At 30.4% G+C, this 23707-nt stretch carries 24 protein-coding genes; 3 read left to right on the top strand and 21 right to left on the bottom strand.

The window, feature by feature from the left end; genetic code table 11:
* Window positions 1-45: 45 nt before the first annotated feature.
* From ftsY to pta, 11 genes are all read right to left on the bottom strand, one after another.
* Complete coding sequence (gene ftsY, locus G9F71_RS15860) at window positions 46-957, bottom strand: signal recognition particle-docking protein FtsY (protein WP_164944210.1); 912 nt, start codon at window positions 955-957, stop codon at window positions 46-48.
* Window positions 958-1004: 47 nt separating this feature from the next.
* Window positions 1005-4559 carry a chromosome segregation protein SMC gene (gene smc / locus G9F71_RS15865; RefSeq protein WP_164950170.1) on the bottom strand — a complete coding sequence of 1185 codons (3555 nt, stop codon included), beginning with the start codon at window positions 4557-4559 and terminating at the stop codon, window positions 1005-1007.
* Between the two features lie 340 nt (window positions 4560-4899).
* Window positions 4900-5160 carry a stage V sporulation protein S gene (locus G9F71_RS15870; protein WP_124999335.1) on the bottom strand — a complete coding sequence of 87 codons (261 nt, stop codon included), beginning with the start codon at window positions 5158-5160 and terminating at the stop codon, window positions 4900-4902.
* A gap of 65 nt (window positions 5161-5225) precedes the next feature.
* Complete coding sequence (locus G9F71_RS15875; protein WP_164950169.1) at window positions 5226-6317, bottom strand: elongator complex protein 3; 1092 nt, start codon at window positions 6315-6317, stop codon at window positions 5226-5228.
* Window positions 6310-7011, bottom strand: coding sequence for a ribonuclease III (gene rnc / locus G9F71_RS15880; RefSeq protein WP_164950168.1), 702 nt, complete (start codon window positions 7009-7011; stop codon window positions 6310-6312). Before rnc ends, G9F71_RS15875 begins: the two co-directional genes overlap by 8 nt.
* A 316-nt stretch (window positions 7012-7327) precedes the next feature.
* Window positions 7328-7561 carry an acyl carrier protein gene (gene acpP / locus G9F71_RS15885; RefSeq protein WP_124999023.1) on the bottom strand — a complete coding sequence of 78 codons (234 nt, stop codon included), beginning with the start codon at window positions 7559-7561 and terminating at the stop codon, window positions 7328-7330.
* 33 nt (window positions 7562-7594) lie between these two features.
* Window positions 7595-8620 carry a phosphate acyltransferase PlsX gene (gene plsX / locus G9F71_RS15890; RefSeq protein WP_164950166.1) on the bottom strand — a complete coding sequence of 342 codons (1026 nt, stop codon included), beginning with the start codon at window positions 8618-8620 and terminating at the stop codon, window positions 7595-7597.
* Between the two features lie 184 nt (window positions 8621-8804).
* A complete protein-coding gene (gene rpmF / locus G9F71_RS15895) occupies window positions 8805-8990 on the bottom strand; it encodes a 50S ribosomal protein L32 (protein ID WP_124999019.1) in 186 nt (61 codons plus the stop codon).
* Window positions 8991-9002: 12 nt separating this feature from the next.
* The gene (locus G9F71_RS15900) at window positions 9003-9503 is read right to left on the bottom strand and encodes a YceD family protein (protein ID WP_124999017.1); all 501 of its coding nucleotides are present in this window, start codon (window positions 9501-9503) and stop codon (window positions 9003-9005) included.
* Window positions 9504-9721: 218 nt separating this feature from the next.
* Window positions 9722-10915: an acetate/propionate family kinase gene (locus G9F71_RS15905; RefSeq protein ID WP_164950165.1), complete on the bottom strand. Its 1194-nt coding sequence runs from the start codon at window positions 10913-10915 to the stop codon at window positions 9722-9724.
* A 45-nt stretch (window positions 10916-10960) separates the two neighbouring features.
* On the bottom strand, window positions 10961-11962 hold the full coding sequence (pta, locus tag G9F71_RS15910; protein ID WP_164950164.1) for a phosphate acetyltransferase: 1002 nt from the start codon (window positions 11960-11962) through the stop codon (window positions 10961-10963).
* 344 nt (window positions 11963-12306) lie between these two features.
* Here pta and G9F71_RS15915 point away from each other — a divergent pair, with 344 nt between their 5' ends.
* Window positions 12307-13530: a nucleotidyltransferase gene (locus G9F71_RS15915; protein ID WP_164950163.1), complete on the top strand. Its 1224-nt coding sequence runs from the start codon at window positions 12307-12309 to the stop codon at window positions 13528-13530.
* Between the two features lie 123 nt (window positions 13531-13653).
* Entirely contained in the window at window positions 13654-14832 is a 1179-nt protein-coding gene (ylbJ, locus tag G9F71_RS15920) for a sporulation integral membrane protein YlbJ (protein ID WP_411956133.1), read from the top strand.
* Here the strand turns inward: ylbJ and G9F71_RS15925 are convergent.
* From G9F71_RS15925 to G9F71_RS15950, 6 genes are all read right to left on the bottom strand, one after another.
* The gene (locus tag G9F71_RS15925) at window positions 14815-15339 is read right to left on the bottom strand and encodes an ATPase (RefSeq protein WP_124999008.1); all 525 of its coding nucleotides are present in this window, start codon (window positions 15337-15339) and stop codon (window positions 14815-14817) included. The genes ylbJ and G9F71_RS15925 overlap by 18 nt on opposite strands.
* A 10-nt stretch (window positions 15340-15349) precedes the next feature.
* Window positions 15350-15832, bottom strand: coding sequence for a pantetheine-phosphate adenylyltransferase (gene coaD, locus G9F71_RS15930; RefSeq protein WP_164950162.1), 483 nt, complete (start codon window positions 15830-15832; stop codon window positions 15350-15352).
* Window positions 15833-15871: 39 nt separating this feature from the next.
* A complete protein-coding gene (gene rsmD / locus G9F71_RS15935; protein WP_124999003.1) occupies window positions 15872-16435 on the bottom strand; it encodes a 16S rRNA (guanine(966)-N(2))-methyltransferase RsmD in 564 nt (187 codons plus the stop codon).
* A 76-nt stretch (window positions 16436-16511) separates the two neighbouring features.
* Window positions 16512-18548, bottom strand: a complete 2037-nt coding sequence (gene recG, locus G9F71_RS15940; RefSeq protein WP_164950161.1) for an ATP-dependent DNA helicase RecG — start codon at window positions 18546-18548, stop codon at window positions 16512-16514.
* Window positions 18549-18609: 61 nt separating this feature from the next.
* Entirely contained in the window at window positions 18610-20253 is a 1644-nt protein-coding gene (locus G9F71_RS15945) for a DAK2 domain-containing protein (protein WP_164950160.1), read from the bottom strand.
* Between the two features lie 13 nt (window positions 20254-20266).
* A complete protein-coding gene (locus G9F71_RS15950; protein WP_124998997.1) occupies window positions 20267-20617 on the bottom strand; it encodes an Asp23/Gls24 family envelope stress response protein in 351 nt (116 codons plus the stop codon).
* A 197-nt stretch (window positions 20618-20814) separates the two neighbouring features.
* Between G9F71_RS15950 and rpmB the strand changes: the two genes are divergently transcribed.
* Complete coding sequence (gene rpmB / locus G9F71_RS15955) at window positions 20815-21006, top strand: 50S ribosomal protein L28 (RefSeq protein ID WP_124998995.1); 192 nt, start codon at window positions 20815-20817, stop codon at window positions 21004-21006.
* Between the two features lie 208 nt (window positions 21007-21214).
* Here rpmB and G9F71_RS15960 read toward each other — a convergent pair whose 3' ends face one another.
* From G9F71_RS15960 to rsgA, 4 genes are all read right to left on the bottom strand, one after another.
* Window positions 21215-21385 (bottom strand): hypothetical protein, encoded by a 171-nt coding sequence (locus G9F71_RS15960; protein ID WP_164944224.1) that lies wholly within the window; start codon window positions 21383-21385, stop codon window positions 21215-21217.
* A 135-nt stretch (window positions 21386-21520) separates the two neighbouring features.
* Complete coding sequence (locus tag G9F71_RS15965) at window positions 21521-22156, bottom strand: thiamine diphosphokinase (protein ID WP_164950159.1); 636 nt, start codon at window positions 22154-22156, stop codon at window positions 21521-21523.
* A gap of 1 nt (window position 22157) precedes the next feature.
* The gene (rpe, locus tag G9F71_RS15970; protein ID WP_164950158.1) at window positions 22158-22808 is read right to left on the bottom strand and encodes a ribulose-phosphate 3-epimerase; all 651 of its coding nucleotides are present in this window, start codon (window positions 22806-22808) and stop codon (window positions 22158-22160) included.
* Window positions 22805-23674 (bottom strand): ribosome small subunit-dependent GTPase A, encoded by an 870-nt coding sequence (gene rsgA, locus G9F71_RS15975; RefSeq protein ID WP_164950157.1) that lies wholly within the window; start codon window positions 23672-23674, stop codon window positions 22805-22807. Before rsgA ends, rpe begins: the two co-directional genes overlap by 4 nt.
* Between the last annotated feature and the right edge of the window lie 33 nt (window positions 23675-23707).

Genomic DNA, 23707 nt, shown 5'->3' on the forward strand with positions numbered 1-23707 from the left:
TTAACAGTTTAATATTTTTATAAATTAACCTAAAAAGTATTCATTTTAAAACAGTGCCTCTACAAAATCTCTTGAATTAAACTCTTGCAAATCATCTATACCTTCACCAACGCCTATATATTTTACAGGTATATTAAGTTGTTTTTTTATTGATATTACAACACCGCCTTTAGCGGTACCATCCAATTTAGTTAGTATTATCCCATCTATAGGACATATCGCCATAAATTGTTTAGCTTGTTCTACACCATTTTGACCAGTTGTAGCATCAAGAACTAATAAAGTTTCCATATTAGCCTCACTATACTCCCTCTGAATTACCCTATTTATTTTTGCCAGTTCATCCATAAGATTTTTTTTATTATGAAGTCTACCTGCAGTATCACAAATAAGCACATCAACTTTTCTTGCTTTTGCTGCTTGAACAGCATCAAAAACTACAGCAGCCGGATCCGAGCCCTCTTGATGTTTTATAAGTTCCACAGAAGCTCTACTACTCCAAACCTCTAACTGGTCAATTGCTGCTGCTCTGAATGTATCTGCTGCTGCAATGAGAACTTTATATTTTTCAGCTTTTAGTGCTGCGGCGATTTTTCCAATAGAAGTAGTTTTTCCAACACCATTAACACCAATTATGAGCATTACCTTTGGTAAATTTTTAGGGTTTATTGAATTCTCATCTTCCCCTAATAATTCAATTAAAACTTCTTTTAAACAAGGTCTAATCTCTGTTGGATCTTTTATTTTATTTTCCTTTACCTTTTTTTTAAGTTTCTCAATAACATAAATAGAAGTCTCTGCACCTATATCTGCTGTTATTAATATTTCTTCTAGTTCCTCATATAATTCATCATCAATTCTAATGGCTAAGTTTAACACTTCACTAACTTTTTCAGTTATGCTATTTCTAGTTTTAGTTAGACCATCTTTTAGTTTGTCAAAAAATCCTCCGAACATTTTTAGTCCTCCTTTTAGTCTTACATTTATTATAACTTTGCTACTTTTTACTTGTTAAAATCCACAGACACTATTTTTGATACTCCCTTTTCCTCCATGGTAACCCCATACATTACATCACTAGCTTCCATGGTTCCTTTTCTGTGAGTTATTATAATGAACTGAACATTATCAGAGAATTTCGTTAAAAACTCTGCATATCTAACTACGTTTGCATCGTCAAGAGCTGCCTCAATTTCATCTAAAATGCAAAAGGGCGTTGGTTTCATCTTTAAAATAGCAAATAATAATGCAATGGCGGATAGCACTTTCTCCCCACCAGACATTAAACTTATGTTTTGGAGTTTTTTTCCTGGTGGTTGTACGTTAATATCAATTTTAGCTGTAAGTTCATCACCTTCTGTAAGTATTAAATCCGCACTTCCGCCTTTAAACAATTCTACAAAGGTTTCGTGAAAATTTTGCCTTAATATATCAAAGTTTTCTGCAAATATCTCTTTCATTTTTTTGGTCATTTCACATATTACCGTTAATAATTCATCTTTAGATAACACTAAGTCTTGTTTTTGCACATCCATAAAAGTAAATTTCTCTTTTACTTCTTTATACTCCTCAATAGCGCCTACATTAACTTTTCCCAGCATGGATATATTCCCTTTTAGTATTAAAATTTCTTTTTTAAGCTTATCAATATCATCAATTTCATTTTTAAATTCTAACGCTTCTGCATAGGTTAATTCAAAGTCTTCATTCAATTTTTGATAGTAATTATCCTTTTCCGTACCTATTTTCTCAAGAATCAACTCACTTTTATAGGAATCTTTCTCGCTTTTTTCTAGGATTTGCGAAACATTCTCTAACTGTTCCAGACTTATTTTTATTTTTTCTTTAATTTTAATTCTTTGAATTTCACTCTCTTCAAAGTTTTTTTCCATATTTTCTAATGTTGCCTTTATTTCACTTGCTTTTTCTTCACCACTTTTTATTTCATCTTCACTTATATTCTTATTTTCCATTGCTTCTTGTATTTCTTTAGAACATATTATTATTTTTTTATTGTATACTAACATTTCCTCATTTAACCTTTGAATTTCAGAAACCTTATTACGTATTGTTTCGTCGACTCCAGCTTTTTTTATCTTAGCATCAATAATAGATGCTTTTATATTTTCAATTTCTTGTAATCTATCTTTTAATTTTAAAAAAGCCGCACTTCGTTTTTGCTGTATTTCATCTTTTGAACGTGTCAATTTACAAACAGACATATTCTTTTCTTCCACTTCACTATTGTCATTTTTTAGTTTACTCTCTTCTGACAATTTTTCAGTGTTTAAATTCCTCATATTATTTTTAAGCCTATTTGTTTCATCTTCTATTGTATTTATTCTAGCTTCCATTTTTGTTTTTTCAATATTTTCTAAATGAATATTATCCTTTAAGTTTGTATTTTCTTGTTCTAACCTTAAAATTTCAGATTTATTTTGTTTAATTTTTTCTAAATAGATAAGTGATTCACCTTTTAAGATATTTAAATCTTTAGCCAGTTCTTGTAGTTCCCTTTTTCGTCCAATTATACTTGAGGTTTTTGAATATACACTTCCACCAGTTAATGATCCACCAAGGTTTATAACCTCTCCTGATAATGTCACTATTTTATATCTATAATTATTTTTTTTAGAAATGTTTAGAGCTGAGTCCATATCTTTACATATAATTGTTCTACCAAGTATAAAAGAAATTACTTCACTAAACTTTTCATCATAGCCTATTAGTTCGCTAGCAATTCCAACAAAACCAGGATTATTTTTAGTTTCAATATCAATTGTGAGCTTTTTACCTTTAATAATGTTTAAAGGCAAAAATGTTGCACGTCCAAGATTATTTACCTTCAAATATGTAATTAATAGTTTTGCCACAATTTCATCTTTAGTTATCATGTGTGATATTGTTCCACCTAAAGCAATTTCTATAGCTACTTCTAAGTTTTTTTCAACTTTTATAACTTCTCCAAGTACAAAGCATTCATTAATATTGCCTACTTTACCTTCACTAATATGCTGCATTAAATTTTTTACTGATTTATTATACCCTTCATGCTTCTTTTCTAAAGCATTTAGCACATTAAAATTAGCTTCATTTTTATTTATTTTAAAATTACAATTTTTCATAGTTATTTCATGGTTATTTAAATCTTTTTGAAGTTTACTAATCTTTTGCTTGTTTTCCAGGAGTATACCCTCATAATTGAGTATTTTCTCTTTAAATTCTTCCATTTGGCTCTGAAACATTATTTTTGTAGTTGCATTAACTTGTATTAAATTACTAAAATCTTCAATATTACTTTTCAAAAAAGCTATCCTTTTTTTAGCACTATCTATATTATTATTTAAAATTAATAATCTATTAGTAAATAAAATGGTTTTCTCAATGCTTTTTTGTTCTTCTTCCTTAAGAGATTTAGCCTCAGTATTTTCAACTTCTATATTTTTTTCGATAATCTTAATTTTTATTTCCTCAGATTGAATTTTTTCTTCTATTTCTATTTGAGTGTTTTTTATATTACTTAAAGAATTCTCTATTCCATGTAGATTAAGTTTAAAATCTGACAGTTTTTCATTAATGCCATCGCTGTCCTTTGATGTCTTATTGATTAGTTTTACCAAATTTTCTATTCTCTCATTTAAAATATTTATTTCTGAAATACTATTTTGGTAAATTAACTTATTGTTATAATATAGTTGCTTTTCTTCCCGATTCTTATTGTCAAACTTTTCAAATTCACTATTCCAGTATTCAACATCCTGCTTTAACTGGTTTTTTTCACCTGTAATTTTTATAACTTCTAGCTTTAATCTAGAACATTCTTCTTGCGTTATTTTAATTTTTTTTTCAACTTTATTTATAGAATCAATTATTATGCTAACTTCTTTACTTTTTAATTGTTCGAAAAATTTTAAAAATTTCTTTGCCTTTTCACTTTCATTCATTAATGGTTCTAATCTTTCTTCATAAGTACTTAATATATCTTCTATTCTAATAAGATTCTGCTTGGTGATGTCTAATCTCTTTTCCGCTTCTTCTTTTCTGCTCTTAAACTTCACAATTCCTGCAGCCTCTTCAAATAATTTTCTTCTTTCTTCAGTTTTTCCACTTAATATAGCATCAATTTTACCTTGACCAATAATAGAGTATCCTTCTTTTCCTATGCCTGTATCCATAAAAAGTTGTTGAACATCTTTTAATCTACAAGATGTATTGTTTATTAAATATTCACTTTCTCCAGAGCGATATAATCTTCTAGAGATGGTGACATTGGAATAATCAATATCCAATTCGCAATCACTATTATCTAGTGTCAAGGCAACCTGTGCAAGGCTAACAGGTTTCCTAAACTGTGTGCCTGCGAATATAACGTCCTCCATCTTATCTCCTCTTAGATTTCTTACACTTTGTTCTCCAAGAACCCATCTAACAGCATCAGAAATATTGCTTTTACCACTACCATTAGGTCCTACCACCGCTGTAATACCCTTCTTAAATGTTAATTCTGTTTTATCTGCAAAGGATTTAAATCCTCTTATTTCAATAGATTTTAAAAACACGATAACACTCTCCTATTTTACCTAAATAACACGGGTAGTACAAAACTTAATGTAAAAATTATAACCACTGCATAAATCATTACCTTTGTATACTTATCTCTTTTTTTCTTATTCATAATTCACCTCATATTTTTATTTTGTAATACCTTTAATATAAAAAATAAAAGTATATATTACTACAAATTTAGTAATCGTAATATATCCTTTATTTAATGTGCTAACTGTTAGAGCTTATATGTATAATTCAAAATTATCCTATTATATAGTCTATAGCATTTACATGAAAATATCAATTGCTAGACTAACAATAAATTAAGAAAACCGTGCATGCACGGTTTTCTTATCTTGGTTCAACTATGAATTTTATAGCTGTCCTTTTTTCTCCATCTATGCTTATTTCCACAAAAGCTGGAACTACTACTAAGTCCATACCATTGGGTGCAACAAACCCCCTTGTAATTGCAATAGCTTTTACAGCTTGATTAACGGCCCCCGCACCTACAGCTTGTAACTGCGCAATTGAATTTCCCCTTAGTGCTGCTGCTAATGCTCCTGCTACTGATTTAGGTTGTGAATTTGCCGACACCTTTAATACTTCCATCATATATTACCCCCTACTAAATTCCTTGTTACAAGTACTATAGGTAATATATTCTATACAGTAAATTAAAATCCTTTTTTATATTTTGCATGTGCATATTCATATATGGTCATATTAATACATTTTTCTCCTATGCATACTCTAATACTTCCACGTTCTATAGTGATATCTTGAAATACTTCTATTAAAATTGTAGCTATTTGTTTCTTTATGTCATAAAAAAAGCTTTTACCATTAGCGTAAAGTTTTGAAATGTCTTTTGGATTTATTTTAACTAAAACCTTATTAACAGTGTGATCATTTTTAACATTATTCATTATAACATCATATAGTATATCATTATATATACTGCCTTCAACCAACTCTCTAAATGCGGGATGAAATGGTCCTGCAACTAAATCATTACCCTCTGAGATTTCTTCAGTGGGCTGCAATCCTATTCTAATAACATTTATTTTGTTTGCCATCATCATAATGTAAATTATTTTGCTTATATTTACTGCCTCACTTAATGAATAAGGTTTGAATGTTTGATTTTCATACATTTTTTCCATAGGCGTATCTTTAATTACAAGCGCCGGATATATTCTACAAATATCCGGCTTAAGAGCAATAACACCTTTAGCTGTATCTATATCTTTGTTTATTTTATCTCCTGGCAGACCTATCATAATTTGATGCCCTAAGATAAAACCATATTCCTTTATAAGTTTTGAAGCAAGCTCTACATCTTTTGCAGTATGCCCTCTGCCTGATTTTAATAGCACTTCCTCGTCCATGGACTGCACTCCTAGTTCTATAATATCTACAGTGTATTGTTTAAGTATACGGAGTACACTATCGTCAATATAATCTGGTCTTGTAGATAACCTAATGAATTTTATTTTGTTACTATCTTTAAACTTCTTCGCAACAGTTAGAAGTTCTATCTGCTTTTCTGTTTTTATAGCTGTAAAAGTTCCTCCAAAAAATGATACCTCAATAATAGCTTCATCATTGTTTATTGTTTTTAAATATTCATTTACTGTTTTCTCCACATAAGCTGCATCAACTTTTGATTTTGTTCCTGTTATGCTATTTTGATTACAGAACACACAATCATGTGGACAGCCTTCATGTGGAACGAAAATTGGAATAATGTAATGCAAATTACTCATGCATATCCTCCCGACTTATCATAACTTCTTTGGCTGCATTTTGCTCTGCTTCTTTTTTACTAAGCCCTTGACCTGATCCACTTACAGAACCATTTATTAATACGTCAACAAAAAATTTTCTTTTATGCGGTGGTCCTTCAAATTTTACAAGTTCATAGCAAATATGAACTTCTCCATTTTGCTGTAATATTTCCTGAAGCTTAGTCTTGTAATCCAAAACTATCTCATTACTAATCGCTTTATCAATAGTTGCTTTAAAGTTAGTAAGTATAAAAGTCTTTGAATATTCTATTCCGGAGTCTAAGTATACAGCAGCTATTACTGCTTCAACGCAATCAGCCAATATTGAAACCCTATTTCTGCCACCAGTAATTTCTTCACCTTTGCTCATGTTCATATACATTCCAAGGTTCCATCCACTTGCAATATCACACAGTGAATTTTCGCAAACAATTAGGGACCTAATTTTAGTTAGATATCCTTCATACTTTTCAGTGAAATTAGTGTATAAGTATTCGGATATAATAAGTTGTAACACTGAATCTCCGAGAAACTCAAGTCTTTCATTAAATTCAACTTTTTTTTTCTGATTTGCAAAGGAACTATGGGTTATTGCGGTTTTTAATAACTCCTTATCCCTAAAATTTAGTCCTAGCTGGTTCTCAAGGTCCTGTAATTTTATATCGCACTTCATTAATCATTGCTCCTTTTAGGAATTTTATTTAAATATTTTTTATTCTATGCACCTTAGCCATATTTATCAAGTTTATTATTCAATTTACTCCGCCAAACCTAATAAATCATCTCCTGCGGAGCTGCCATTAACGACTTCAGAATGAGATTTAAATTCCCACTGACGTTTTCCTTTTGTTGAAGTATGTGACTCTCACTTATAGAAGCAGGGTACTTTCCTTCTGAACTGTCGTTAAAATAACTAGATTTGATTTTTATAATAAATTCAAAAATAAGTTTGAAAAAGCTAAAGGCCCGCAATACTGCGGAGCCTTATATTATTCTTCGGTGTGGGCTTTAATATATTCTACTACATCGCCTACAGTAGCAATTTTCTCAACATCTTCATCTGGAATTTCTATTTCATACTCTTCTTCCAATGCCATGATTAATTCAACGATATCAAGAGAATCAGCTCCTAAATTATTCATAAAAGATGATTCCATTTTTATTTCTTCTTCATCTATACTTAACTGTGATGCTATAGTAGCTCTAATTTTTTCAAACATAATATTTTCACCTCCTTAACTTTCTCTAAAATATATTTATTGCAAATTATTACTTATATTTTTTTCTTGCTCAGATAATTTTTCAATTTCCAATTTTAATTTTTCTACAACATTATTTTCATTAAATATTACAGCCTGTTTAATGGCATTTTTAAAAGCTTTGGCATCTGAACTCCCATGAGCTTTTATACAAATCCCATTTACTCCTAGAAAAGCAGCACCACCATATTCTTTATAGTCAAAATCAGCTTTAAACTTTTTAAAGACTGGTTTTAATAACATTCCTCCAAGCTTGGTTCTAAAGGAACTCATTATACCGGTTTTTAATATATCAAATATATTAGCAACTGCGCCTTCGTATAATTTTAAAATTACATTTCCTACAAACCCATCACATACCAAAATATTAGTATCTCCAGTTGGTATTTCTCTAGCTTCCACATTTCCTACAAAATTTAAATTTGCTTCTTTAAGTAGTTTATGAGCTGATTTAGAAAGTTCATTACCCTTTTCTTCCTCAGTTCCTATATTTACAAGGCCTACAGATGGATTTGATATTTTAAGAATATTTTCGAAATATGTTTTACCCATAAGTCCAAATTGCACTAAATAATGAGGCTTACATTCTGCATTAGCTCCACAGTCAATTATCATAAACGGGCCATTCTTACCTGGCATTATAGGTGCAAGTGCAGGTCTATCTATGCCTTTTATCCTTCCTACTATAAGCGTAGAGCCAGCTAAAAATGCACCAGTGCTTCCTGCTGAAATAATAGCATCTGCATCCCCACTTTTTACAAGATTCAATGCTTTTACAAGGCTTGAATCTTTTTTGCGCTTAATAGCCATTACTGGATGTTCGCTTGTACTAATAACCTCTTTGGCATCAACAATTTTTATTCTATTACAATCATATGTATATTTCAATAGCTCGCATCGAATTAATTCCTCAGACCCAGTTATTAATATATCTATATCATATTCTTTTAAAGCCTCAACGCAACCTTCAACCACAGCACTTGGAGAAAAATCTCCACCCATGCCATCTACAACAACTACCATTTTAAAACCTCACTTTGAATTTGCCTTATAAATAAATATAATATATATAAATTATATTTATATATATTATATACTATATAGTGCAAATATTTCTAGTATTATTAATACCAGATTGAAATATAATTATATTTTATTTACCATAATTATACTTATATAATAAAAAAAAAGTCTTTCGACTTTCTTTTTATTTTGGTTCCATAACAATAACTTCTCTATTTTTGTAATAACCACAGTTTTTACATACTCTGTGAGAAAGTTTCATATCGTGGCATTGAGGACACTCAACTATTCCCGGTAAACCAAGTTTAAATGTTTGCGCTCTTCGAGAATCTCTTCTACCTTTAGAAAATTTTCTAGCTGGATTTCCCATTGTAACACCTCCTTAATCAGTTAAAAACAGTTCTTTTAATTTTGCCAACCTTGGATCAACATCGTCAATAGCACATTTACACGTACTATGATTCAAATTAATTCCACAATGATGGCATAAGCCTTTACAACCTTTACTACAAAGTCGTTTTATAGGCAACATAGAAATGATATTATTTTCCACGATTTCATCTAAATCTAATCTATCATTATTAATAAAAATAATATCCTCATCTTCACTCTTTAGAGTTTTCGACAATCTCTCATTTAATTCAATGTTTACTGAATATGAAAAAGTCTCAAGACACCTAGAACAAGCAAGCAATAGTTCTGTCTCTATTTCCCCAGATAAATCTATTTCATCACCGTTAGGTTTTAAAATCAAATCTAACTTAACTGGTTTAGAAAATTGTACAAATTCATTTTCATAAAAAAACTTATCTTTTTCTAAATCTAAATGAATTTTTTTTCTTGTGTTTTTATTACTAAACAATTCTGAAACATCTATTACCATATCATCCACTCTGAAAAACTAAATAACATTTAGTTTTTTCTCATATAAAGAAAAACTTTATACCTTGTATAAAAAATATACAGCTCGAGCAAAGCTTCTGCGTCCCTCCTAACTAAATAGTTTTTTACTTACATCAAACACAGACTATTATATAAACAATACAGTAAAAAGTCAAGATTTATTTATCATAACAACTAACAATGACTTTATTAAAGTCTTTATTTTATTAAAGCCTGCGTGTCTCTTGCAATTACTAATTCTTCATTTGTTGGTATAACAAATATTTTAGTTTTAGAATCCACTGTATTTAATTCCACAGCTTTTCCGCGAACCTTATTCTTAGATTTGTCTAAAACTGCTCCCAAAAATTCTAAGCCATTACATACGTCTTCTCTTGTTTCTGGAGAGTTTTCGCCAAGTCCAGCTGTGAATATAATTGCATCTACGCCACCCATTACTGCAGCATAAGATCCTATGAATTTCTTAACTTTGTATGAGAATATATCAAGTGCCAATTGAGCTCTATGATTTCCATCTTCCCATGCAGCTTTTTCTATATCTCTAAAATCGCTACTTACTCCAGATATTCCCAAAACTCCTGATTTTTTATTCATTAAATCATTTACTTCATCAATTGTTAAATTTAACTCTTGCATTATATATATTATTATAGCTGGGTCTATGCTTCCACATCTAGTTCCCATAGCTATTCCTTCAAGTGGAGTAAATCCCATACTTGTTTCTATAGATTTACCATTTTTTATAGCAGAAATACTTGCACCATTTCCTAAGTGGCAAGTTATTAATTTTAAATCTTTTATATCTTTACCCATCATTTCTGCTGCTTTTTCTGAAACATATTTATGAGATGTACCATGGAAGCCATATTTTCTAACACCATTGTTAGTATAAAGCTCATATGGTAGTGGGTATACATATGCAACCTCTGGCATTGTTTGATGGAATGCAGTATCAAATACAGTTACCATAGGAGTACTTGGCATTAATGCTTTACAAGCATTGATTCCAATTATATTAGCTGGATTGTGAAGTGGTGCAAGTTTTGAACATTCCTTAAGGTTCTTCATAACTTCATCATTAACTATAACTGATGAAGCATATTTTTCTCCACCATGAACAATTCTATGTCCCACAGCGCCAATTTCTGATAGTTCTTTAATGACACCATACTTCGGATCTACAAGTGCTCCAAGTACTAGTCTAATTGCATCCGTATGATCTTTCATGGACTCTTCAATAATATATTTCTCTCCACTTGCCTTTTGAGTTAATATTGATCCTTCTATCCCTATTCTTTCTACGAGTCCAAGCGCTAAGCATTCTTCATTTTCCATGTTTATTAATTGATACTTTAATGATGAACTTCCACAGTTTATAACTAATATTTTCATTAAATTCGCCTCCCGAGCTGTATGTGTTTTTGAATATATATAAAACTATTTTTGAATTTGAGCTTGAACTGCAGTTACAGCAACAACATTAACTATATCTTGCACACTGCATCCTCTTGATAAATCATTTATTGGCTTTGCAAACCCTTGACAAACTGGTCCAATAGCTTCAGCTTTTGCAAATCTTTGTACTAATTTGTACCCAATATTTCCAGATTGTAAATCTGGGAAGACTAATACATTTGCATTTCCAGCTACAGTGCTATTTGGTGCTTTTTGTTTTGCTACACTAATATCTATAGCTGCATCTAGTTGAAGCTCTCCATCAATTTGTAAATCTGGTCTAGCATTTTTTGCAATTTCAGTAGCTTTTGCAACTTTATCAACTAATTCATGCTTTGCACTTCCCATAGTTGAAAAAGATAACATTGCAACCTTAGGTTCAAAATTACATAAACATTTTGCATTATCTGCAGTACTTATAGCTATAGACGCTAATTCCTCTGCATTAGGATTTGGATTGACAGCACAATCTGCAAATAAAAGCAGTCCATCTTCACCATATTCATTGGTAGGTAATTCCATTATAAAGAAACTTGAAACAACCTTAATTCCCGGTGCAGTTTTAATAATTTGCATTCCAGGTCTAAGTAAATCTCCTGTAGTATGTACTGCTCCTGATACCAATCCATCCGCATCTCCCATTTTAACCATCATGGTTCCAAAATACAGTGGATCCTTTAATGTCTCTGCGGCTTTTTCCGGAGTCATTCCTTTATTTTTTCTTAATTCATAAAACGCCTTTGCATATCCCTCAGTTTTTTGAGAAGTTTTTGGATTTACAATTTCTATCCCCTCAAGGTTAACTCCAAGCTCAGTTGCTTTTGTTTTTATTACAGTTAAATCACCTATTAATATTACCTCAGCTATTGAATTATTTTTTATGATTTCACTAGCTCTTATAGTTCTTTCTTCCTCACCTTCTGGAAGTGCTATTATTTTCACATCTGATTTTGCCATTTTACATATTTTCTCTATAAATGCCATTCTTATTTCTCCTCTCACTTATTATCAACTTATATACACTAATAATATACTACTTTTCTGGTATACATTTCAACCTAAAATATGAAAATCCACTACATATATTGTATTTTATTTATTCGCCATATTCGTAATTTTCTCTTATTTTTATTTTATCCTTGTATATATATGCTTTTTTAAATTTGTATTATATAATATAAATTAATAAATAGAAGTTTTCACAGCACTCCAAAATAATATTTTTCTGCTTTTTCTTCAGCTTATTTTTATACATAAATTTTAGCTTATATTTAGTATGGTGGTATTTTATCTACTTATATTTATATAAGCTTTCATGAGGTGATTAAATGAATATTTCAGGTATAATTGTTGAATATAACCCATTGCATAATGGTCACGTGTATCATATTAATAAAACCAAAGAAATCACAAATTGTGATGCATTAATCTGTGTTATGAGTGGGAATTTTGCGCAAAGAGGAATTCCATCTACTATAGATAAATGGACAAAAACTAGAATGGCACTAAACAATGGAGTAGATTTAGTAATAGAACTACCCGCAATTTACAGTGTATCTTCAGCAGACTTTTTTTCCTATGGCTCTGTAAGTCTTCTAAATAGCTTAGGTATAGTGGATAATATTTGTTTTGGTAGCGAACAGGGGAATATAAAGGACATATACGATATTTCCAATATACTGCTTAAAGAACCTATTGAATTTAAATCATTATTAAAAACTTATTTATCCAAAGGTATTGTCTACCCACGAGCTAGATCTAATGCACTTTATGATTATTTAATTAATTCAAAAAATGACATATCAAAATTATTATTGGAGGATTTTCTTAAATCTCCTAATAATATACTAGGTATTGAGTATTGCAAAAGCTTAATAAAGTTAAATAGTTCAATTAAACCCTATACCTTAAAAAGAGAAGGTGCATCCTATAACAGTAACATGTTGCATAATGAATTTTCAAGTGCCACGGCTATAAGAAAATTCATTAAAGAAAATGGTTCACTAGGGGAGCTAGAAGGTCATGTTCCAAATTCAGTATTAGCTGAAATCTTAAATTTATACTCAAATAATTACGGATTCACCTTTGAAGATTCCATGTTTCCGTACATAAAACATAAATCTGCTACATCAAAAAACTCATTAGTAAACTTACCAGACGTGTCAGAGGGTATTGATAATAAGATTATTAAGTCCTTACAAAACAATTTAAGCTACGGAAGCGCCCTAGAAGATATAAAAAGTAAACGCTACACATATACCCGAATTAGCAGGATATTATGCCAATATTTTATAGGATTTGATAGCTTTGATTCCAAAAAATTAAGAGCAATGGCTTGCCCTTATGCACGTGTCTTAGGATTTAATTCAAAGGGAAAATCAATTCTAAAATCTATAAAATCAAACAGTAGCATTCCACTTTATACTAAACTCCCTAAAGAGCAAAATGATACCTTGCAGCTAGATATTCAGTCTACAAGAGCTTACAGCATAATAAATAGCAGTATAAATCCTAATAGTGATTATTTAATATCCCCAATAATTGTAGATTAAATAAAATAAATAGTACTATCATAAAAATATAGTAGTATTTATTTTATTTTAACCACTTCAATACATAAGTTTATTAAAATTCAAATATATTTAATACAGAAATACTTTAAAAGGGGTTTAAAATTGAAGTTACTATTAGTTATAATATTACTTCTCATAATGTTTTTATTGTTTAAACTATTTAAAACTTTGAATATAAATATTTTAATAACAATAATTTGTTCCCTTGCTATTCTCCAAATAATATTAGCACCAAATATTTGTATAAAGTACACTATATCTGGTGCAAAATTGTTTTTCAATGCTGTTTTTCCCTCTCTTTTCCCATTTTTAGTCGTAATAAATATTATAATAAGCTACGATGGTATTCATATTTATTCTAAATTATTAGGTAATATAATTTGCAAACCATTAAAACTGACCAAAGAATGTAATTTTGCACTGTTAATTAGTATATTATGCGGTTACCCCTTAGGCGCACGATATACTTGTGATTTATATGAAAAGAATCTAATTGATTTAAATACCTGTGAAAGGTTGCTAAATATAGCTTCCAACTCCAGCCCTTTATTTATTATAGGTTCAGTAGGTGCTTCTATGATGCTTAGTGCTAAGATTGGCTATATATTATTGCTTTCTAATCTTCTATCTTGCATGTTTATGGGATTTATTATTCCATCAAAAAATTCACTTTATAAAATTAAAAGTAAAAATACCAATTCTTCTAAAAGGATAGATTCAACTAAAAATATTGGTATAATATTTAAAAATAGTATCGAAGATGCCCTAAAGAATTCCTTAAATATAGGTGGGTTTGTCATCGTATTCTCTGTAATAACAGGTATAATTAAAGACAATGCGCTATTCCACATTGTCATTAATAAGATTTCTTTGATTATTGGTTTTTCTAGAAGTTTTATAGAGGGATTAATATTAGGATTATTAGAGGTAACTAATGGATGTTATTTAATATCTTCTAGTAATTCAAGTTTATATATAAAACTTCCAATTTTAAGCTTTTTAATTGCTTTTAGCGGTTTATCTATCATTTCGCAAGTTTATAGTTATACCTATAAACACGATGTGTCAATAAAAAAATACATCCTTCGAAAATTTATTCAAGGCATAATTTCTTCAATTTTAACAATAATTTTATATTATGTTTTTCTTCAAACTTCATCTATTTTCACCTTTAATGATATAAATTTATATAGCGGTAGTAGTTTATACTTTTTAATACTATTAATTTTGTTTGTCCCACTACTGCTCATAAACATAATTAGACTATTTCATAGTTCTTAATTCTTTAACATTTTCTCTTATTAAAGTTGTGGTATCCGTAACTTCTTCTTGCAGAGAGATTAAGAATGTTTGAACATCCGCTTTAATCTTATGAAGCATTTGTTGACCTTTTAACTCAATTTCTTTATCTAATTGAGATAATATTTCATCCGCATAGTCTTTAGCACCTAGCCTCATGATTTTAGCGTCTCTTTGCGCTGCAGCTATGATCTCTTCAGCTCTTGTTTGCGCTTCTTTAACTAGGTCTTGCTTTTCAACTCTTCTTCTTATTTTGTCAATGGTTTCTTCCTCGAAAATTTTAGCTTGTTTTTTTGCATCAATAAGAATTCGCTCTTTTTCATCACAAATCCACTGAGCCTTCTTAAATTCATCTGGCAAGTGATTTACAACTTGATCAATTATATCTAATATTTCTCTTTTGTTTATCACTGACTTACCTGTAACAGGTATTTTAGATGAACTCTCAATAATTTCTTGAAGATATTCTAAAAGCTTTATAACATCCATATTTGCCCTCCTATTTAGGATTAATTTTCCTCATAATATCTGGAATAATCTGGTCAGGTACTAATCCCTTAATACATCCCCCAAACATTGCAACCTGCTTAACTGAGGAAGAACTTAAATAGCAATATTCTGCCTTCGTCATCATAAACATGGTTTCCTTAGTTGGATCCAATTTATTATTCATGGATGCCATTTGAAACTCATATTCAAAATCCGAAAAAGCTCTAAGTCCTTTCACAATAACTCCTGCTTCCTCTTTATTCATCAGATCAACAAGTAAGCCGCTAAACTTCTTGACCCGCACATTAGGTAAATTCCTCACTAAACTTTTTATTTGTTCTACTCTCTCATCTACAGAAAATAGATTTTTTTTCTCAGGGTTAACAAGCACTCCTACAATCAATTCATCAAAAACCCTAGCCGCCCTCTCAATAATATCTAAATGTCCATTGGTTATTGGGTCAAAACTTCCAGGGCAAATTGCTTTTTTCATGTTATTCCTCCATGTCTTCCTTTGGTATACTAATAATTTTTAACTATTAGCTCCCTTGTATTCATAAAATAAAACAGTGGTATTCCCATATTTTCTCAAATCAGAAAGATGAATAATATTATTTCCTTCATATATTTCTTCTGAAGAATCTATTTTACAAACAATCAATCCATCCACACTTAAAAGTTTATTTGCTGAAATAATCTCAATTGCAGGCGGAATCATATCTTTAGCATATGGCGGGTCTATAAAAATTAAATCAAAAACAACTTTTTCCTGCGCAAATTGTTGCATATATTTATATGTGTCACCTTTTAAGCAGATGCATTTATCATTAAACTTTAAATTATCTACATTCTTCTCTAACATGGCAAAAGTAGTATCTCCCATGTCAATTAGATAGCATTTTTCAGCTCCTCTACTTGCTGCTTCCAGACCTAAGCTCCCAGTACCTGAAAACATATCTACCACTACTGCATTCCTTGTTCTGTCTTGGATTATATTAAATATAGCTTCTTTTATCCTATCTAACGTGGGCCTCGTTCCCATCCCAACAGGGGACAACAACTTTCTTCCTCTTGCACTTCCCGAAATTATTCTCATATGTTTATTCCTCCATCTAGCCAGTTTCGATAATATTTTAACATATTTATGTAATATATACAAAGATATTTTTCCCCTAATTAAAACAAATATAATTAGAACTTTGCTGTATTTTTTCTGTTATTTCATTCTTTACCTTTATGTCTTCAATATTATTACTTTTTATTAACTCTTTTGCTTCACTATTTGCTAGTTTTAATATATTAATATCTTCAATTACATCGGCTATTATTAAACCTGATTCACCATGCTGCTTAAACCCAAATAATTCTCCCGCGCCACGAGTTTTCAAATCCTCTTCAGCAATAAAAAAACCATCATTACTTTTTATCATTATTTCTAATCTTTTTCTTACTATTTTGTTTGTTATATTAGCAAGTAAAATGCAATAGGACTTATGCTCTCCTCTTCCTACACGTCCTCTAAGTTGGTGAAGTTGTGCAAGACCAAACCTTTCTGAATTCTCAATTATCATAACAGTAGCATTTGGAACATTCACTCCAACTTCTATAACAGTGGTACAAATCAATGCTTTAATTTCTCCAGTTTTAAATTTATCCATGATTTCATTTTTTTGCTTACTAGGCATTTTACCATATACCATTGCTATTTCTGTAGAGTTAAAATATTCACCCTTTAGTTTTTCATAAAGCACCTGAACTGAACTTAATTTCATTTCTTCATTTTCTTCTACCAAGGGGCAGACTATGTAAACTTGTCTTCCTTTATTAATTTCACTTACTGCAAATTCATATACGTATCTACTGGAGGTCATACTTTCGTAGGATGTATCAATATTCTGCCTACCTGGTGGCAATTCATCTATTATAGATACGTCTAAATCACCATATAAATATAAAGATAGTGTTCTTGGTATAGGCGTAGCTGTCATTACAAGAATATCTATATTTTTACCTTTATTAGAAAACCTATTTCTTTGTGACACTCCAAAGCGATGTTGCTCATCAGTAACAATCATACCTAAGTTTTTAAATTCTACATTATCTTCAATAAGTGCATGTGTTCCAATAATAATATCAATGGTTCCATTCTTTAGTTCTTGTTTTATTAATTCCTTATTTTTATGGGTTGTACTTCCAGTTAATAGCTTTATGGTAAGCGGAAAATCTTTTAATACATTTTGAATTTCCTCATAATGTTGATTGGCTAGAATTTCAGTTGGTGCCATCATAGCTGCTTGATAACCGTTTTTCACCACATTAAACATGGTAATTATAGCAACTATTGTTTTACCGCTTCCAACATCACCCTGCAAAAGCCTATTCATGCCTTTATCCTTCTTTTGATCTATTAGAATTTCCCGAACAACTTTACTTTGTGCTTTTGTAAGGTTAAACGGAAGTCGCTCTTTTAATGTTGTAAGTTCTGGAGCTATTTTAAACTTGATACCATCATTATTAGTTTTTATAAACTCTTTTAACATTAATATTTTCAATGAATATGTGAATAGCTCTTGAAATTTCAGTCTTTTTTTAGATGAATTAAGTAATTCTAAACTTTTAGGGCTATGAATACTTCGAATAGCTTCATCTAAAGAACAAAATCTGTATTTATCCAGGAGCCATTTAGGCAAGTTTTCTGTTATTTCAATATTACAGAGAACGTCAGATATAATTTTATTGAAAAAATTATTTGTAATATTATTTTTAAGTGGGTATGTTGCAATAATTTTATTTGTATCCATCGACGTATTTTTCACTATTTTTGGATTCATGATTGTGATTTCGCCCTTAAAATTATTCACTTTGCCAGTGATGATATAACTATTTGAATTTTTAAAGCTATTTTTTGCATAAGTTTGATTAAACCACTTACCTTTGAATTTATTTTCACCTTGGCAAAATAGTATCGTAGAAAGAGTTTTATTATTTTTTAACCTCTGATCTTTTAATATATTTAAAACAGTACATTCTACAATGATTTTTTGATTATCTTCGCAATCCATAACATTTTTCACAGCAGATACATTCTCATAATTTCTTGGAAAATATAATAAAAGATCTAATACATTAAAAATTCCACATTTATTCAATGTTTCTGCCATTATAGACCCAACACCTTTTATATATTTTATATCACTATAAATATCCACAAATACCACTCCAAAAATAAGATTTTAATTAATATACCTAAGAAAAAAAGCCCTAGGGCTTTTATTCAACTGAAGCAATAAAATAATATAGTGGCTGTTTTCCATTGTAATGTTGAACATCTATATTTGGGTATTTATTCTCTAACTCCGAAATAAATGCTTCCACTTCACTTATTATACAATCTTCACCATAGAAAATCGTAACAAGCTCGCTATCTTCAGTAATCATACTATCTATAACATCGGTGCAAACTTTGTAAATATCTGTTCCAACTTCTTTAATTTTGTTCTCAACTAAACCTAGGATATTTCCTTGTTTTATTGTTTTACCATCAGATTCAGTGTCCTTAACTGCATAGGTCACAGAAGCGGTTACAACATTTTTAATTGCTTCTTTTAGTGTATGTTCATTTTCTTCTACACTAGCTTCTGCATTAAACATTGTTACGGCAGTTATTCCTTGAGGAATAGTTTTAGAAGGAATAACTATTACATTTTTATCTGACAGTTCCACTGCTTGCAGCGCTGCCATAAGTATATTTTTATTATTAGGTAATACAAATATATTATCCGCATTAATTTTATTAATACTATCTAATATATCTTGTGTACTTGGATTCATAGTTTGGCCACCCTCTATTACAACATCCACACCTAAATCCTTAAAAATATTTCTAATACCCTCACCAAGCGCAACAGATACAAATCCGTATTTTTTATTTTCAGTGGTATTTTCTACTGCGGATTGCTCTGCTACTTCCTCTTGAATCCCTAATAAATTTCTATGTTGCTCTCTCATATTTTCAATTTTTATCTTAGAAAGCTCACCTAGTGTTACTGCTTTTGAAAGCACTAACCCTGGATCATTTGTGTGTATGTGAATTTTAAGAAATTCATCTTGGGTCACCACAACCATTGAGTCTCCATGTTTTTCTAAGTAAGTCTTTAATTCATTAGTATCAACATTTTCAGCAATAACTAATAATTCAGTACAGTATCCATACTTTATGTTTACAGGCATATCTGTAGCTACAGGTGCTATTATCTCTGATTTACTACTTTGCTTGTCTGCTTTATTAATGGTAGCTTCCATATTGTTTTTTAAAGCTTCATGCATGCCCTTAAATATTATTAAAAGTCCCATGCCACCTGCATCAACAACTTTTGCTTCTTTTAATGCTGGAAGCATATCTGGAGTTTTATCTAACATAATTTTACTATGCGTGCAAACTTCTTCCATAAGTTCAACAACATTGGTTGCTCCGCTACTAACTGCACTTTCACCAGCAGCTTTAATTATTGTTAAAATAGTTCCTTCAGTAGGTCTCATAACAGCCTTATATGCAAAAGTGGCACCTTCTAAAATACTTTTAGCAAATTCTTCAGAAGTAACTTCAATTTTACCTTCTAGTCCTTTTCCAATGCCTCTAAATATTTGTGATAGTATAACGCCTGAATTGCCTCTTGCACCCATCAGCGCGCCTCTAGCTATCTTTTGTGATATCTCACTAATAGATGTAGTTGACATGTTTTCAATTTCACACACTGCAGCCTTAAATGTCATTGACATATTAGTGCCTGTATCTCCATCTGGAACTGGAAACACATTAAGCGCATTTACGTACTCCTTTTGATCTTCTAACCTATTAGATGCATTAATTACCATATTACGGAAGTGTTGTCCGTTTATTTTTAAGTATTCCACTGTCTTTACCCCCTTAAACCCTTACACCTTGTACGTTTACTGTTATTGCTGCTACTTTTAGTCCTGTATAATTTTCAACATTATATCTTATTTTTTGAATTATATTATTTGCAATTACAGAGATTTTTGTGCCATATTCAACTATTATATACAATTCAATAAATAGTTGATTTTCCTTAGAATGAATTTTAACCCCTTTATTTAAACCATCACTTTTAATTAATTGCCAAAATCCATCCTTAGCATCTTTTAATGCCATTCCCACAACTCCATAACACTCCATTGTAGAAATGCCAACTATATTAGCTAACGATTCCTCTGAATAATATATAATACCATTCTCGCTCGTAATGTTACCTTTCATTGTAATTCCTCCTTATAACGCTATATAGATTATTTTATAGTATAAAGCTAATTTATTCAAGAAAATTAATTGTTAAATTACTTTAGTCAGTAATAATTTTGTATTCTACTTGCAAGAGTAGTAGTATCTATGTTACAATAATGCGTGTTTCAATTGAGAAATTTTTTTTTCTTATTAGTCTTAAGGAGGTGTTTTCATTGTCAAGAAAATGCGATATATGCGATAAAGGTGTTATTTCTGGTGTTCAATATAGTCACTCACACCGTCAATCAAAGAGAAAATGGGCTCCAAATATCCAAAAGGTTAAAGCTATAGTTAGCGGAACGCCTAAATCTATACATGTATGTACTAGATGTCTTCGTTCAGGTAAAGTACAACGTGCTATATAATTAGGAACAAAAAATGCAGCTTATAAAGCTGCATTTTTTTATTTTAACGACATTAGTGAGAATATTAACATCATTATAAACTTTTCTATGTTATTTTCTAAAGAAAAATCTGATTATTCGAGATATAAACCTTGGTACTTTAATAGCCACAATTTTCATCTTTATTCCCCCCTAAGCCTGAGCTATATACCTGTCTATCACCACATCACTAACAATGATCGTTGTGATTCATTATAGTAAAGCCGCAGTAAACAATTCCTCCCCCCGCAGCAATCAGCCACCACCAAAATGGAACTATTACTGCTGCTATAATCCCTATTCCTACACATGCAACAATTACTCCAAGTTGATCTCCTAGATGCTTATAATACTTTTTCATAAGTTGTTATCCTCCAAAAGTATTCCAATATTATTATATGATTTACTGTCAGTAATGTTGCAAAAATAAAAAACTATTTTTTTATCGAAATTATCAATAAAAAAATAGCTTATATATATAGTTTCTATAAAAATTTTAATCTGATGATAATATTATCATTAGAGTTCCAGATTTAAATTTAAGTTTAACTTGAGGCACCACAAACTCGTTTGAAATAGTTATACTCTGTCCAGTTTTCAAATTATAATTATTTAATGGATATTTTGAGCCCTCAATGGTTAATCCAATTATTTCATCACCATAAGATTGTAGTGAGAATATCTGCCCCACAGTGCCACTTAATGATGTTGAGGTATTAACTAACCTAATATCATTGTTTTCATCCTTTATGCAAGCATCAACGCCATTTTCCATGCAAATTTTCAGCATTCCAATATTCCCAAGCAAATGATCAACTCTACTTCCTATGCAACCGAGAAACACTATTTCATTTGGTTTCATACAGAGAGCCTTTTTAACTGCAATTTCAGTATCAGTAAAATCTTTTTCTGCAGGATAAATGTCTATAATACATTTGCCTTTTTTAAAATAATCAAATGCCCCTTTATCAATGGAGTCAAAATCTCCTACTAATAAATGAGGCTCTATATTATAGTCATATAGACAATTTGCCCCACTATCAGCTCCAATTAAAAATGTATCCTCAGTAATTTCCTTTGTGATAAATTCCTTGGATGGCGGATTACCTCCTGATATTATTATGACCTTCATTCTAAATACCAGCTCTTAATTTTTTTATATTTTTCTCAATTTCATCATTCTTAAATATAGCAGACCCAGCTACAATTACATTAGCACCGCTACGCACGACTTCCGAAATATTAACTTTATCAATGCCACCATCTACTTGAATCATAAGGTCTTTATTATATTTATCCGAAAGAGCTCTGACTTCTTTAATTTTATCTGAGCAATATTTAATGTATTTTTGCCCACCAAATCCAGGGTTTACAGACATAATAAGTACCATATCAAGATTACTTATTAAATCTTTAATACAGTCTACAGGTGTAGCAGGATTTAATGCAATTCCTGCTTTAACACCAAAACTTTTTATGTAATTAATAGTCCTATCAATATGCCTATCTGCTTCATAATGAACAGTTATAATGTCAGCTCCTGCCTTTGCAAAATCTTCTACATATCTAGATGGTTCTTCAATCATAAGATGCACATCAAAGGTTAATTTTGTTAGTTTGCGAACACTCTTAATAATTGGAATACCAAAAGAAATGTTAGGTACGAACATACCATCCATTACATCAATATGAATCATATCAGCACCATATGCATCTAGCTGCTTTATATGTTCTCCTAGCCTTGAAAAATCCGCTGACAATATAGACGGTGATATTTTAATCATTTTCTATTCCCCCTAGCAATAATTTCTTCTAATGTTTTTACATAAAACTTATACCTATCCCCGTAAATTTCATTATTTTCTACAGCTTCTTTAACTCTGCAGTTAGGTTCCTTATGGTGCATACAATTAGAAAACCTACATTCACATCTATGTTTTTCAAATTCTGGAAAACAATATTGTAATTGTTCTTTGTCTATGAAATCTAAACTTAAAGAGGAAAATCCTGGTGTATCTAACAAAAATCCTTCTTCATATTCAATAAGTTCACTGTGCCTTGTAGTGTGCTTACCTTTTTGGGATTTCTTACTTATATCTCCGGTTATCATAGCTTCTCTTCCAACTATACTATTTAGTATAGTTGATTTTCCCACTCCAGAAGGTCCACAAAAAACACTAATATTATTTTTTATTTTTGTTTTAAGTCCTCCTAAACCTTCGCCTTCCTTTGCTTTTAAAAATACTATATCACATCCCACACTCTTTAATTCTTTTATAAGGTCCTCATTAACTTCTTCAACTAAATCTAGCTTATTTAAACAAAGAACTATTTTTAACTTATAAAATTCACAAAGCACTAAGAATTTATTGAGCAAATCCATATTTAAATCAGGTTGCTTAAAAGCAAAAACCACAAAAGCTTGAGTGACATTAGCAACTACTGGGCGTATCATCTCATTATCTCTTTCAAAAATTTTTTCGATTACACCTTTGCTCTCGTCTACCTCTAGCATTATTTCTACTTTATCACCAATAACAGGGGAAAGCCCAGCATACCTGAACTTCCCTCTTGCCTTACATTGAATAACTTTATCTTCAACTTTTACAAAATATAATCCGCCTACACCTTTTATGATTACTCCTTGCATATATCCTCCAATGTTTAACTTTAATTTAATTTT

This window comes from Clostridium sp. FP2, assembly GCF_011065955.2.
In the GTDB taxonomy this organism is placed as follows: domain Bacteria; phylum Bacillota; class Clostridia; order Clostridiales; family Clostridiaceae; genus Clostridium_AD; species Clostridium_AD tagluense.